The organism is Burkholderia sp. LA-2-3-30-S1-D2 (assembly GCF_001523915.2).
Classification (GTDB): Bacteria; Pseudomonadota; Gammaproteobacteria; order Burkholderiales; family Burkholderiaceae; genus Burkholderia; species Burkholderia diffusa.
In genome coordinates, this window is record NZ_CP013385.1 from 281,896 (window position 1) to 296,025 (window position 14,130).

General features: G+C 67.8%; 14 protein-coding genes. 2 read left to right on the forward strand and 12 right to left on the reverse strand.

From position 1 onward, the window contains the following. Window positions 1-22 precede the first annotated feature (22 nt). From WS66_RS30285 to WS66_RS30305, 5 genes are all read right to left on the reverse strand, one after another. The gene (locus WS66_RS30285) at window positions 23-1,780 is read right to left on the reverse strand and encodes a SulP family inorganic anion transporter (protein WP_059602646.1); all 1,758 of its coding nucleotides are present in this window, start codon (window positions 1,778-1,780) and stop codon (window positions 23-25) included. Between the two features lie 153 nt (window positions 1,781-1,933). After that, window positions 1,934-2,134: a hypothetical protein gene (locus tag WS66_RS30290; protein ID WP_236873022.1), complete on the reverse strand. Its 201-nt coding sequence runs from the start codon at window positions 2,132-2,134 to the stop codon at window positions 1,934-1,936. A 174-nt stretch (window positions 2,135-2,308) separates the two neighbouring features. Continuing rightward, window positions 2,309-3,337, reverse strand: a complete 1,029-nt coding sequence (locus WS66_RS30295) for an LOG family protein (protein WP_059602653.1) — start codon at window positions 3,335-3,337, stop codon at window positions 2,309-2,311. Between the two features lie 22 nt (window positions 3,338-3,359). Beyond that, window positions 3,360-3,704 carry a c-type cytochrome gene (locus WS66_RS30300; protein WP_059602656.1) on the reverse strand — a complete coding sequence of 115 codons (345 nt, stop codon included), beginning with the start codon at window positions 3,702-3,704 and terminating at the stop codon, window positions 3,360-3,362. 19 nt (window positions 3,705-3,723) lie between these two features. After that, complete coding sequence (locus tag WS66_RS30305) at window positions 3,724-4,731, reverse strand: Acg family FMN-binding oxidoreductase (RefSeq protein ID WP_059602659.1); 1,008 nt, start codon at window positions 4,729-4,731, stop codon at window positions 3,724-3,726. 173 nt (window positions 4,732-4,904) lie between these two features. On the opposite strand from WS66_RS30305, the gene WS66_RS30310 reads away from it, so the two are divergent. After that, entirely contained in the window at window positions 4,905-5,894 is a 990-nt protein-coding gene (locus WS66_RS30310; RefSeq protein WP_059602662.1) for a zinc-dependent alcohol dehydrogenase family protein, read from the forward strand. 25 nt (window positions 5,895-5,919) lie between these two features. On the opposite strand, the gene fnr is transcribed toward WS66_RS30310, so the two are convergent. The 3 genes from fnr to WS66_RS30325 form a co-directional block, all read right to left on the reverse strand. Continuing rightward, window positions 5,920-6,693, reverse strand: coding sequence for a fumarate/nitrate reduction transcriptional regulator Fnr (gene fnr / locus WS66_RS30315; RefSeq protein ID WP_059602665.1), 774 nt, complete (start codon window positions 6,691-6,693; stop codon window positions 5,920-5,922). 386 nt (window positions 6,694-7,079) lie between these two features. Beyond that, window positions 7,080-7,727, reverse strand: a complete 648-nt coding sequence (locus WS66_RS30320) for a response regulator (RefSeq protein ID WP_059602668.1) — start codon at window positions 7,725-7,727, stop codon at window positions 7,080-7,082. Further along, complete coding sequence (locus tag WS66_RS30325) at window positions 7,724-9,718, reverse strand: PAS domain S-box protein (RefSeq protein ID WP_059602670.1); 1,995 nt, start codon at window positions 9,716-9,718, stop codon at window positions 7,724-7,726. The genes WS66_RS30320 and WS66_RS30325 overlap by 4 nt, the downstream gene beginning before the upstream one ends. A 248-nt stretch (window positions 9,719-9,966) precedes the next feature. On the opposite strand from WS66_RS30325, the gene WS66_RS30330 reads away from it, so the two are divergent. Further along, window positions 9,967-10,437 carry a universal stress protein gene (locus tag WS66_RS30330; protein ID WP_059602673.1) on the forward strand — a complete coding sequence of 157 codons (471 nt, stop codon included), beginning with the start codon at window positions 9,967-9,969 and terminating at the stop codon, window positions 10,435-10,437. Between the two features lie 54 nt (window positions 10,438-10,491). Here the strand turns inward: WS66_RS30330 and WS66_RS30335 are convergent, their stop codons facing one another. From WS66_RS30335 to WS66_RS30350, 4 genes are all read right to left on the reverse strand, one after another. Further along, entirely contained in the window at window positions 10,492-11,325 is an 834-nt protein-coding gene (locus WS66_RS30335; RefSeq protein WP_059602676.1) for a universal stress protein, read from the reverse strand. Further along, a complete protein-coding gene (locus WS66_RS30340; RefSeq protein ID WP_059602679.1) occupies window positions 11,322-11,825 on the reverse strand; it encodes a universal stress protein in 504 nt (167 codons plus the stop codon). The genes WS66_RS30335 and WS66_RS30340 overlap by 4 nt, the downstream gene beginning before the upstream one ends. A gap of 69 nt (window positions 11,826-11,894) precedes the next feature. Continuing rightward, complete coding sequence (locus WS66_RS30345) at window positions 11,895-13,094, reverse strand: acetate/propionate family kinase (protein ID WP_059602681.1); 1,200 nt, start codon at window positions 13,092-13,094, stop codon at window positions 11,895-11,897. Window positions 13,095-13,102: 8 nt separating this feature from the next. Further along, window positions 13,103-13,942 carry a universal stress protein gene (locus tag WS66_RS30350; RefSeq protein WP_059602684.1) on the reverse strand — a complete coding sequence of 280 codons (840 nt, stop codon included), beginning with the start codon at window positions 13,940-13,942 and terminating at the stop codon, window positions 13,103-13,105. Between the last annotated feature and the right edge of the window lie 188 nt (window positions 13,943-14,130).

The window sequence follows — 14,130 nt, forward strand, 5'->3', positions numbered from 1 at the left end:
CATCGATTCGCGCCGCAGTCGTCTAGCGCGTCTTGTGCGAGACGCGCCGGCGCTGCGCGCGCTTTCTCTTGCACCCACGCGTATGTCGCTCCGGCCGTCGAACATGCCTGGCAACCGCATCGGTCACGGTCGGAAAGAAGCTGGCCGCACCGAACACGTCGAACAGGCCGTAGGCGCGCAGGCGGTCCTTCACCGGCCCCTTCATCTCCGCGAAATTCATCGCGATGCCGCGTTCCCCGAGTTCCGCGTGCAGTGCCACGAGCCGATCCGCGGCGCTGACGTCGATGTCGGTGACGGGCTCGGCGGCGACCACGATTCGCGTGACCGGACCCGCCGCTCGCGCGATCGCCGTGAGCAGATGTTCGCAGAAGATCTCGACGTTCGCATAGAAGAGCGGCGCATCCCAGCGAAACAGCACGAGCCCGGGCGTTTGCACCGCGTCCGGATGCCGCGCGACGTCGTGATAGCCGCGCACGCCCGTCAGCCGGCCCAGCACCGCGTCGTACGGATGCCAGGCCCGCCAGACGAACGACAGCAGCGACAGCGCGCTGGCGAGCAGGATGCCGGGTACGACGCCCATGCCGATCACGCCGGCGAAACAGAGCATCGAAATCAGACATTCGCCACGGCGCATCCGGTATAGCCGCACGACGCTGCGCACGTCGGCGATGCCGAACGCCGCATAGATCACGACAGCGGCCAGTGCCGTGCGCGGGACGAATGTGAGCAGCATCGGCGCGGCAATGAGCAGAATCGCGATGCACGCGGCCGCGACGACATTCGTGACCTGGCTTTGCGCACCCGCGGCGATCGCGACCGGTGTGCGGGACGCGCTGCTGCTGACCGCGCAGCCCTGCGTCACGCCGGCGAGCAGATTGGCGGCGCCCAGTGCGATCAGCTCCTGGTTGCGGTCCGGCGCATCGCCTGCCCGTGCGGAAAGCGCGCGCGACAGCATGCCGATGTCGGCGAATGACACCAGTGCGACGGCGATCGCGCCGGACGCAAGTGCGCCCACGTCGGCAAGCGAGACGGCCGGCAGGTGCGGGGTGGGCATGCCGGCCGGCAACGCGCCGACCGTGGCGACGCCATGCAACGACGGCAGGCGAGCGGCGAGCGTTGCCGCCAGCACGGCGATCAATATGCCGGGCCAGCGCGACGTCACGCGTTTGATCAGGATGATGGTCGCCAGCACCGCGACGCCGAGCAAACCGGCAGCGGTGGAAAAACGACCGTCGACGAAGGCATGCACGATGTGCGGCACGCTGGAAAACACGTCGCTGCCCGACACCGGCATGCTGAACAGTTCGGGCAGCCGCCCGACCACGAGCGCGATGGCGATGCCGTTGAGGTAACCGTACTGGATCGGGCGCGACAGCAGATCGGTGACGAAGCCGAGACCGAGCGCGCCGAGCAGGATGCAGATCGCGCCGGCCGACAGCGCCAGCGCGCCGGAAAGCGCGATCGTGCGCTGCGGATCATGGGCGGCAAGCGGGGCGATGGCACCCGCGATCAGCGCCGCCAGCGCGGAATCCGGGCCGAGAACGAGAATCCGGCTCGGGCCGAGCAGCGCATAGGCGAGCAATGCAGCAATCGACGCGTAGAGGCCCGTGATGGCGGGCAGCCCGGCTGCCTGCGCGTAGCTCATGCCGACCGGCACCAGGACGGCCGAGAGCGCGATCCCCGCGTACAGGTCGCGCGAAAGCCACGCACGACGATAGTGCGCGAGCAGCGCTACACCCGGGAGCATGCGGGTGATCCGTCCGGATAACGCGCGGTTCATCGCGGAAAGGTCGGGACGAAAGGGTTGCCTTGCCCCGGCAGCCAGACGTTCATCGGAATGTGGCCGCCCCCGAATAGACACGTGAAACCGCGCAGCAACAGGGGCCGTCGCAGCGGCGACGGAGGCCGAGGCACGACGCCACGACGCCGGGCATCACGCCGCCTTGAGCGTGGAAAGCTGCAGCGCCTGGGCGAAGCGGGCCAGTGTGGCGATCGATCCCGTCACGCTTTCGTACCGCTCGCGCCCGATCTGCCCGTCGAGTATCACGAGCATGCCGGCGTCTCGAGCGAGCGCGACGAGTGCCACCGTGTCGAGCGCGGCTGTGTCGGACGAGTCAGATGTGGCGGCCCGCATCTCCGAATCGGAACGATAGTCGGCGTGTGACATGACGTCTCTCCCAGGTTGTTGTGCGATCGGTGTGCCGGTCGGCCGGTATCCGTAGTTTCAGTATCGTTGCCGCGCACCCCCGATTCAATCAGCCGGCCCTGAAGTCGCGGTAGGAAACACGCCCGCGTCGTCGGCGGATTCCTACACTGCGCGGGTCTTCGAAGACGCCTTGCAGCGCGCCGGCGCGCGTTCCCGACGCCGCGCATACCAGCTTCCGATCGCGTGCCAGATCGCCGCGGCGGATTCGCAATACGTGAACAGTTCCAGATCGCGGCGGTCGATCATCCCTTCGTCCGCGAGAAACGCCAGGTCGACCGCGTGGCGCCAGTACGCCTCGCCGACGAGGACGACCGGCAGCGGCGCGATCTTGCGCGTCTGCAACAGGGTCAGCACCTCGAACAGCTCGTCGAACGTGCCATAGCCGCCAGGGAAGAAGACGGCCGCTTTCGCGCGCTCGAGCAGGTGCAGCTTGCGGATCGCGAAATAGTGAAACCGGAAGCAGAGATTCGGCGTGATGTACGGATTCGGCGCCTGCTCGCGCGGCAGCTCGATATTGAAGCCGATGCTCGGGGCGCCGCGCTCGTAGGCGCCGCGGTTCGCGGCTTCCATGATGCCGGGGCCGCCGCCGGTGACGATGGCCAGCCGCGCGGTGCGCGTGCACCGGTCGGCATGGGCGACGATGCGCCCGAACTCGCGCGCGACGCGGTAATACACGCCGTATTCGACGAGCCGGCTGGCGATCGCGACGGCGCGCCGCCGGCTCGGGTCGTGCGGACGCTCCGCGAGCAGGCGATTCGCTTCGTCCAGCCGCGCGTTGGCGACCGACGGCGCGACGATACGCGTGCTGCCATAAATCACGACCGCATGGCCGATCCGCTCGTTCTGCAGGCGCTCCTCGGCCTTCCAGTAATCGAATTGCAGCCGGATACCGCGCATGCCGGAGCCTTCCAGAACGGTCGCATCGTCGTTGGCCCGGGTGCGGTTCGGGATTTTGGCGGTGCGCCGTGCGCGGCGTGAGATGCGCTGGATGCCATCCATGCGGACGACGGCATCGGGCCTCGTGCGTAGCCGTTTGCCAGGCGCCTTCGCGATCGCCGCAACGGGGGCGGGACGGCGGCGTGCGTTGCCTTTTGCCATGCCGGCGGGAGCGCGTTTGACGGTGGTCGACATCAACGGAAGCGCCGTGCGACGGTCACTGGCTCAGCACCCATTGCACGAGCCGGTGCGCGTCGTCGGCAGACAGCGGTCCGCCGCGATCGATGGCCGACGGCATCGGCGTGTCGCCCCAATGCATACGACCGCCGACGCGCAGCTTGCTCTCCAGTTCCGCGGCGGCGTGCGGATCGTCGCGGTACCGCTCGGCGATCTCGTGAAACGACGGCCCGAGGAACGTCATGTCCTGCGTATGACAGAACATGCAGTGCTGCGCGTTGACGAGCTCGGTCGGCTCGGGCACGGTCGTCTGCGCGGCGGCCATGCCGGCCATGCCGGTTGTCACGGCGATCGCGCAGAGGGCGGCGCAACGCATGATGCTCATGTTCGTTTCCTCGTCGAGATCAGGAGAAGGAGATCACTTCGTCGAGCGGGCGACGCGGCGAATGCGGCGTATGCGGACCGCGCCCGACGCGCAGCAGCAACTGCGGCTGGCCGCGCAGTCCGAGCATATGGCATAGATGGGCACGCAACCCGGCCGTCTCGATCGGCTGGTTCAGGTACGACGCGGTATAGCCCGCGCGCGTCGCAACGAGCAGGATGCGCTCCAGCGCCTGGCCGGCGGCGAGCCACGCTTCGCGATCGTCGCGCACGGTCGCGATGCACACGATCAACGGCGATGCGCCGACGAGCTGGTGATGCAGCGCGGCCAGCCCGTTGCCGAGATCGAAGGTCCGTACCGCCATCGTCACGACGGGCGCGGCGAAGTCCAGCAACGTCGGCACGCCTGCCGCGAATGCCGGCATGCCGTCGACGTGCCGGCGCGGATCGATCCAGCTCGCCAGCTCCCGCCTGAAGCGCGGGTCCGCGAACTGCTGACGGTCGGCCTCGGCGACCAGCTCCGCGACGCGTGCGCGATGCGCGATCGAGTCGACGCACGCGACGTCGGCGCCTTCCGCGACACCGGCCGCGATCAACTCTTGCTGGATCTCGTCCGGCACGGCCGTCGATTCGAAAGGGGCGCGCGTTGTGACGCGGTCAGGAATCGCGTCGAACAGCGCGCCGAGGGACGCATCGGAATAACCGTCGTCGCAGATCCGGACCGTCGCAAGGAGATCGGGGTCGACTTCGGAAGGGAACGTGCTGATCGTGTGGGCGAGCCCGGCGTGATCGAGCGCGACACGCAGGTTGAGCAACGCCGCGCCGCAGCTGATGATCAGTTCGCGATCGAACGGATCGACCACGGGCAACGCGCGAACGCGATCCGCGCACAAGGAAATCGTGGCGCCGTTGACCAGGAAGCGCCACGGCTGGGAATTGTGGCTGGACGGAGCCAGCACCGCATAGCCCAGCAACTCCCTCAACTGATGCTCGGGACGGGCGCTTGCGGCAAGCGGGGGAACGGATATCATCGATCATCTCCAGGTTGCCGCGCGGGCGGCGTCAGGCCACTTCATCGTGTCAGCAACCGTCCGGCGGCCGTTGACCCACGTCAAGCGCCCTTCATCGGGGCCAACGCAGGCGGTCCCCGACGACTACGCTTGGGAAGCGAAGCGCGCGAAACCGGTCGCGCAGGGAGGCGAGCATGCTTGCGATGATGTTTGACGGCACGACACCGCATTTGCGCGAAGCGCGCGTGCCGGATCCGTCGCCCGCGGCGGGCCAGCTGCTGATCGACGTACATGCGTGCGGCGTGTGCCGGACCGATCTGCACGTCGTCGACGGCGAGCTCGCGCACCCGAAGCTGCCGCTGATTCCAGGGCACGAAATCGTCGGAACGGTGCGCCGACTGGGCGAAGGCGTGACGGCCTTCGCCGTGGGCGACCGGGTAGGCATTCCCTGGCTAGGGTCGACGTGCGGGCATTGCGCGTACTGCACGTCCGGCCGCGAGAACCTGTGCGACAGCCCCGGATTCACCGGCTATACGATCGACGGCGGTTATGCCGAGTGCGCGGTCGCCGATCACCGCTATTGCGTGCATCTGCCGCAACGCTATTCCGATCTGGAGGCGGCGCCGCTCCTGTGCGCCGGCCTGATCGGTTATCGAACCTTGCGCATGGCGGGCGGCGCACGCCGCATCGGCATCTACGGTTTCGGGGCGGCGGCCCATCTCGTCGCGCAGGTCGCGCATTTCGAAGGACGCAAGGTGTTCGCGCTGACGAAGCCCGGCGACATGGCGGCGCAGCAGCTCGCGCTGTCGCTGGGTGCCGCGTGGGCCGGCGGCAGCGACGAAGCGCCGCCGGAGCCGCTCGATGCCGCGCTGATTTTCGCGCCGGTGGGCGCGCTGGTGCCGGCCGCGCTGCGCGCGGTCGACAAAGGCGGGATCGTCGTGTGCGGCGGCATTCACATGAGCGACATCCCGGGCTTTCCGTACGCGTGGCTGTGGGGCGAGCGCCGCATCGCATCGGTGGCCAATCTGACGCGTGCGGACGCAGTCGAATTCATGCGGATCGCCGCCGCGATGCCGCTGCGGGTCGAGGCGGTGCGCTACGCGCTGACGGATGCGAACCGCGCACTCGACGACCTGCGCGGCGGGCGCGTATCGGGCGCCGCCGTGCTGGGCATACGCGGCTGATCGCCTCGACGGCTTCGCGGCGCGCTCAGATCTGCCGCAGGCCGTCCGAATCGACGATCCGGATCTGCTTGCCTTGCGCTGCGACGAGCCCCTTGTGCTGGAACTTCGACAGCATGCGGCTGACCGTTTCGAGCTTCATGCCGAGATATTCGCCGATTTCGTCGCGCGTCATCCGCAGCACGAATTCCGCGGCCGAGTAGCCGCGCGCCTTGAAGCGCGCGGAAAGATTCAGCAGGAACGCGGCCACCCGCTGCTCGGCACTCATCGTGCCGAGCAGCAGCATCTGGGAGGATTCGCGCACGATCTCGCCGCTCATCATTTGATACACGTGATGCTGCATGGGACGCACTTCCCGGCACATCTGCTCGAGCTGGCCGAACGGGATGATGCAGACCGTGCTGTCCTCGAGCGCGATCGCGTCGCCGTTGTGGTGCCCGGTGTGCACGCCATCCAGCCCGAGCGATTCGCCGACGATCTGGAAGCCGGTGATCTGCTCGTCGCCGTCGCGATGCATCACGATGGTCTTGAACGATCCGGTTCTCACTGCATAAATGCTGTTGAATGCGTCGCCCGCGCGGAACAGCGTTTCGCCGCGCCTGACGTGGCGCGTCGTGCAGATCATCGCGTCGACGCGCACGAAATCGTCGGGCGAAAGATCGGGCGGCAGGCAGACGGTACGCAATGCACACGTCGAACAACGGGACGCGGCGCGCTTGGGCTGATCCGTCGGTTCGATGGCGTGCAGCGGGATGAACGGGCGTAACGGCATGGCCGTCGAGACTTCGGCACTGCTCTGCATGATCGGCTCCAGTTCGGGGGCAGCGGCGGCTCGCCGTCGGGCGGGGTGCGCTGACCGTTGTACCGGCGGCCTTGTTCTCTGCCGCCTTCCTGTCGGGAAAACCCCACCGGACGCGCCGGGAGACCGATATGCCGGTCTCGTCGATGATGCGGCCTTGGCTCCGGGAGGCACGTTTGTTCGCTTTTCTTGATGTGCAGTATGGATGTTGCGCAACGTCAAGAAAATCAGCCGGAATTGAAGTTGGCGTAGGTGAGATGGAAGTCTTGTAGGGGGGTTCCTACAAAGGCGCGGCAACTTGTCGCGAGCGTCGCCGCGCCCGCATGGCCGTCGTCAGCGATACTTTCGGGGCATCAAGACCGGGGGCGCGGCCATGCCGGATGCCGCCGTCAGAGGTCGTCCGGGTCCTCGAACAGCTTGTGGCGCATCGCGTAGCGCACGAGTGCCGTGTCGTTCGGCATCTGCATCTTCTCGAGGATCCGCGTCTTGTACGTGCTGACGGTCTTGACGCTGACGCAGAGCGCCTGCGCAATTTCGGAAATCGACTCGCCGGTGGAGACGCGCCGGAAGACGTCGAACTCGCGGTCGGACAGGCGCTGGTGCGGCAGGAGATCGGTCGGCTCGTTCAGACTCTGCGCGAACTGCTCGGCCATGGTCAGGCTGACGTAGACGCCGCCGGCCGCGATCTTGCTCAATGCGGCGACCAGTTCGGCGCTGGCACTTTCCTTGGTCATGTAGCCCGAGGCGCCCGCCCGGAATGCACGCACCGCATATTGCTGTTCGGCATGCATCGTCAGCACGAGGATATGCAATCCCGGCTTCTCGTCCTTGACCTGCTTGATGAGTTCGACGCCGTTGCGGCCGGGCATCGACAGGTCGAGCACCAGCACGTTGGCGTCCGTGTCGCGCATGAGCGCGATCGTCGAGGCACCGTCCTGCGCTTCCCCGACGACCTCGAAACCGCTCGCGCTCCGCAGGATGTGTCGAAGACCGTCCCTGACGAGTGCGTGGTCGTCGGCGATGAGTACCCTGATCATGACTGCACATCTCCCTGCTGGATGGCGTGAAGCGGCAGCGCCACGGTGATCGTGAATCCCGCGCCCGGCCGGTTGTCGATCGTCACCGTCCCGTCGAGCATGTGCGCGCGCTCGCGGATGCCGATCAGGCCGAACGACGGGCGGTCCTGCACTTCGCGCGCGTGCTCCGGCGCGCCGTGACCGTTGTCCGCGATGCGCAGCATGCAATATCCGTCTTCCACTTTCAATGCCAGCTTCACGTGCGTCGCGTCCGCGTGCCGCGCGACGTTGGTCAGCGCCTCCTGCACGATGCGGAACAGCGTGGTCGAGCCGGTGCCGGTGAACGCGGTGTCGACGGGCGCGATGTCCCGGTCGACCGCGATCCGGTAGCGGCGCGTGAAATCGTTTGCAAGCCATTCGATCGCCGGGACGAGGCCCAGGTCGTCGAGCATCACCGGCCGCAGATCGGCCGCGATGCGCCGCACGGACGCAACGATCGAATCGATCAGGCGATGCATGCCGCCCAACTGCTCGCGCACATCGGTATTGGGGGCGACAACACCACCGAGCCCCAGCTCGACGGCCGAGAGATCCATCTTGAGCGCGGTGAGTTGCTGGCCGAGGTCGTCGTGCAACTCGCGGGCGATGCGCGTCTTCTCTTCCTCGCGCACGTTCTGCAGGTTGGCGGACAGGTCGCGCAGTTCCTCGCGTGACTGCTTGAGGGCATTTTCCGCGCGCATGCGCTCGGTCACGTCGCGCAGCATGACCGTGTATAGCTTGCCGGTGCCGTCGCGAATCTGCGAGATCGACGCCTCGATCGGAAACTCGGTGCCGTCGGCGCGCAAGCCGAACAGCACGCGCTGCCGCCCCATCTGGCGCTCCGACACGCCCGTCACGCCGAATTGCTCGACGTGTCGCGCATGCGCGGCGCGGAAGCGCTCGGGGATGAAGCGGGACAGCGGCGCACCGACCGCCTCCATCGCGGAGACGCCGAACACGTGTTCCGCGGCCGGGTTGAAGATCACGATCGTCTGTCGTTCGTCGACGGTGATGATGGCCTCCATCGACGACCGGATGATGCCCATCATCCGCGCCTCGGTGGGTTGGCTGTCGCCGGCGGGTATGCCGGCGAGCCCTCGCTTCGCGACGACCTGCTGCACGAGCGCGGCCAGCGTCAGCGAGAGCACGGCGCCGGCCAGCAGGACGGCCATCATGATGCCGGACGTGTCGGCGCGCGGCGCGCCGTAGCGCAGCGAGAGCGGCTTGCCGCCGAACGTCAGCGAATCGGTTCGCTGGAGCATGTCGTGCGCGGCAGTCGAGTCGCCGACGCCGACGCCTCCGGAGTACACCGGCGCGGCCGGATTGTCGGCCGTGATTTCCAGGTGCAAGCGGTCGAGAACGGACGAATCGACGAGGCGATCCGGATTCAGCGCCGCAAAAACGTACCCGGTGGCCGTCGCGTGCTGCGGCCCGGACGAAGCAATGTTTTGAGCGCTCCCATAAATCGGCAGGTACAGCGTCAGCTCCGTCCGGGCAATCATCGCATCGGCGCTGTCCTGGATCGCGTTCGCGGCGAGCGCGATCCTGCCAGTTTCCGCCGCGCGCTGCAGCGCCTGCCGGGTCGCCTGATTGTCCTCCGCCGCGCTCGGCTCGATTCTCCCGAGGCTGCGGACCGGCGACTGCAATCCGTCCAGATTCAGACTGGCGAGATAGCGGCGCCACGCAGCCCCGGATTGCGGCGCCGGCAGGGTTGTCGCAAAGCCGCGCGCGCTGCGCAATACGGCAACCGCGCCGAGGAGCGTGCGCCGAAGGTCGGCCGTCGCGAGTATCGCGGTTTGCTCGAACCTCGCCTGGGCGGCGTGCTGTGCCCCGTTCTGCAGCACCCGGGATGCCGCAAACGTTGCAGTCAGGCCAAGCATCAGCGTCAGCAGCGCGGCCACGGCTGCATATCGCGCGGGCCGAGTCCGGTGCGACGCCGGCTCGACCCTGGAGAGGGGCGAATTCGTTGTCATTGCCTTTGATCCTGACGGACTTCGTCGGTGGCTGGCTGGCGGCGGGCCGGACGCGAGGCACGAACAGCGGGGCGAGCCGCAACTGCGATATCGCCCGGAATTGTGCGCGCTTTCCTTACGTTCGCCAATCGGGACCGATGCGTACGGGCGGCACCGTGCGTGCTTGACCCGTGTCAACGGAAAGGCGCGCGCCGCGATCAGACTGGTTTCACGAACCGGTCGAACCCGGACGACGGCAGGGAGGCACCATGTACCAAAAGATCTTTGCGGCACTCGACGGCAGCCGCTGTGCTCGGCTCGCGCTCGATGAGGCGATTTCGCTCGCCCGCGATTCGGGCAGCCTGGTCATCGCCATGTGCGTGGTATCGGATGCGCCGCGGCTGGCCGACGTCGACAGCGGCTATATCGACCAGCGCGACCCGGCCGGACTGGACGCGGACAAGGCCGCTGTCGCGGTCTCGGACGCGGAAACCGCGTTCCAGCTGTCCGGCGTGCGTGGCATCGCGCAAACGATCGACGCGTGCGGAGAGGACATCTCGGACGTGCTGGCGCGAGCCGCCGCCGAATGCGATGCGGATCTGATCGTGATGGGCACGCATGGCCGGCGCGGCGTGCGCCGTGCGTTGCTCGGCAGCGTCGCCGAATCGCTGGTGCGAATCGCGGACCGGCCGGTGCTGGTCGTACGGGAGGGGCCGGGCGCCTGCGCCAGCATGTTGTGACGGTCGGAGCAGGAAACGGGGCAGCCGCGAGTGGCTGACCCCGTTTTGGTTCGCTCAGTGAGACAGCAGGACCGGCACCGTCATCGTCTCGAGGATCGTGCGCGTCGCGCCGCCCAGCACGCGTTCGTGCATGCGGGCATGGCTGTACAGGCCCATCACCAGCAGATCCGCGTGCAGGTCGGTCGCCCGGTTCAGCAGCGTCGCACCCACGCTCACCGACCGTTCGCGCGGCGTGGTCGAGAACGACGCGCGAATGCCGTGCCGTTCGAGATACGCGGCGACGTCGACACCCGCCGGCGTCTTGTCCGGATCGGGCTGCCCGCGGGCGACCGTCTCGACGTTGACGAAGCGCGCGCGGGTGAGCAGCGGCAGTGCGTCGGCCATCGCGCGCGCGGCCTCGCGCCCGCCGTCCCAGCCGATCAGCACGTTCTCGCCGAGCGTTCGCACGTCGCCCGCGTAGGGTACGACGAGCGCCGGGCGCCCGCTGCCCATCACGACGTCCTCGACGAAATGCCGTGCGACGTAGGTCAGGCGGTCGTCGGGGTTTTCCTGGCCAAGCACCAGCAGATCGGCGTGGCGCGCATGCAGGACCGCGGCCTCGGTGACGTTGCCGGTCGGCGCCTGCCATTCGACGCTGCGCCCGGCGCGTTCGGCGGCGATCAGGAACCTTTCTTCCGCGTCCTTGCGCCGTTGGTCGCACAGGCGTTCGTAGACCGCCAGCTTCAGCGGTTCGCCGGGCCGTCGCAACGGCTCGAAGAGGTCCTGGCAAACCACGTAGAGGCCGATCAGATGGGCGTTCCAGCGTCCCGCGAGTTCGAGGGCGAGGTTGACGCGCGTCGCACAGCGCTCGCTGTCGTCGAGATGGACGAGCAGGGTCTTGTAGCTCATGACGGCTCCTTTTCGGTTGATGCCGCGGTGGTCTCGGCGGACGCCTTCCCCGTGCAGTTCGCCGGAATCATCAGGACCGGGCACGTGGCCTGACGCAGCACGCGCTCGGCCACGCTGCCGAGGAAGAGGCGCTGGAAACCGCGCCGGCCGTGCGTGCCCATCACGATCAGATCGGCGTTGATCTCGCCGGCGAGACCGACGATGTGTTGCGCGACGTCTTCACCCGCCGGCGCGACATTGGAGATCCTCGGCGTGCCGGCCACGTCGCGCGCTTTCATGCGTTTCGCCGCGTCCTCCGTGACGCGCAGTCCTTCCTTGCGGAATGCATCGATCAGGATCGACGGGTCGTATCCGTACGTGTCGTACGCCGGCACCAGGAAATCGACGACATAGACGGGAGTCAGCCGTGCACCCGTCTCCGACGCGAGGTTCAACGCGGCGTCGAGTGCGCGGGACGACGTATCACTGCCGTCGAGCGCAACCAGAATGTTCGAGTACATGACGTGTCCCCTGAACGGATGTTGATGCAATCATCATCGGCGCGCGCACGCCGATCACGCTGATCTGGATCAACCGTCGCGGTTGCCGCGCAGCACGCGCACCGCGGCGCGCGCCGCGACCCACGCTTCGTTGGTCGGCTCGACGACCACCGTGACCGCGCTCGACGCGGACGACACGACATGCGCGTGGGCGGCATTCGCGCCCGCGTCGAGCGCGATGCCGAGCCACCCGAGCGACGCGCAGATCCGCTCGCGCAGTTCCGCCGAGTGTTCGCCGATGCCGGCGGTGAAGACCAGCATGTCGAGGCCGCCCAGCAGCGCGGTCAGCGCGCCGGTTTCACGCACGATGCGATGGACGTACAGCGCCAGCGCGTCGCGGGCCGGCACGTCGCCGGCGGCTTCGCAAGCGAGCAGCACGCGCGGATCGCCGGATGCCCCCGACACGCCCTTGAGCCCCGACTCGTGATACAGCAGGTGTCCCAGTGCGTCGCCGGACAGCTTGCCGACCTCGAGCAGGTGGAGGACGACGCCAGGGTCGAGCGTCCCGCAGCGGGTGCTCATCATCAATCCGTCGAGCGCGGAGAAGCCCATGGTCGTCGCGACGCTGCGGCAGTCGCGCATCGCGCACAGGCTCGCGCCGCTGCCGAGATGGGCGGCGATCACGCGGCCTTGCGCACGTGCACCGAACGATTCGGCGAGCGCGATGGAAAGGTATTCGTACGACAGGCCGTGGAACCCGTAGCGGCGCACACCCTGGTCGAACCACGCGTGCGGCAAGGGCAGCAGCTGCTCGACGCGCGGCAGCGTGCGATGAAACGCCGTGTCGAACACGGCGACTTGCGGGACGCCCGGAAACGCATCGCGCAGCGCGTCGATCGCATCCAGGCTGTGCGGCTGATGCAGGGGTGCCAGCGGCGTCAGCGTGCGCAGCGCGTCCAGCGCTTCACCGTCGACGACCATCGGCTCCACGTATCGCGCGCCGCCGTGTACGACGCGATGTGCGATCGCGCCCAGCGTGATATGCGGCAACCGTATCCGAATCCACATCGCGATCTGCGCGAGCACGGCGCGGTAGGGATCGCCCCCGGCGAGCGGCAGCGAACCGTCCGAATCGGCATCGAACCGGATCGACACGCTGTTGCCGGCCGCGACCGCTTCGCCGTCGTGCAACGGCCGCCGCACGGGATCGCCGTGCGGCGGATACGCGAAGATCGAGAACTTGACGCTCGACGAACCGGCATTCACGACGAGCAGTGCGAGCGTACGCATCGGCCGGCTCAGTGCGACATCAGCACTGGCAGCGTCATCGACGCCAGCACCGTGCGCGTGGCGCCGCCCATCACCAGCTCGCGCCAGCGCGGATGGCCGTAGGCACCCATCACGAGCAGGTCGGAACCCGTTTCATAAGCGCGCGACAGCAACGTGTCGCCGATCGCCGAGCCGGCGCCGGCATCGATATCGAGCACGTTCACGTCGCGTGCATGGCGCGCCAGCATCAGCGCGGCGTCGGCGGCCGGAATACGCGTGGTTGCCGCTTCCGAATTGCCGTCGATCACGGCGGCGACCGTCGTGCGCTTCGCGTGCTCGAGAAAGGGAATCGCGTCCTGCGCGGCGCGGGCCGCTTCCCGGCTGCCGTCCCACGCGACGAACACCCGTTCGCCGATCGACGGGAATTCGCCGGTGTACGGCACGAACAGCACCGGGCGACCGGCGGACAACACGAGGTTTTCAGGAAACTGGTCGTCGATGAAGGTCTCGGGATCGTTCGGGTCGCTCTGGCCCGCGATCACGAGGTCGGCCAGGCGCGCGGCGCGCGGCACGGCCAGGTTCGCGCGATCGTCGGCACGCACCCAGGCGGCCTGCACTTTCGCGCGGGCCGTCTCCGCATGGAACAGGCGTTCCAGCGCGGCGAGCCGTTCGTCGCGCTGTTCGCGGTGTTCACGGAAGTAATCGGCGGACCCGGCCATCACGTAGAACGAATGCGGTTCCGGTGTGTAGACCGCGTACAGGCCGGTCAGATGCGCACCGAAGCGCCGGGCGAGACGCAACGCGAGCTCGAGCCGCGAATGCGCGCGGGCGCTCGAATCGAGGTGCACGACTATGCTCTTGTAGCTCATCGGGATCGCTCCATCGACGGGGGAACCGCCAGTGCAATCCAGTCTACGGAGCAGGGTTTCCGCGTACTTGACTCAGATCAACGGCCCCCTTGCGCGATGCCCGCACAGTGAAGCGGTCGCGATGCCGACCCCGGGCAGGCGGCATGTGGCGGAATGCCAACCCATTGACCGGATCGAAAGAGGAAAGC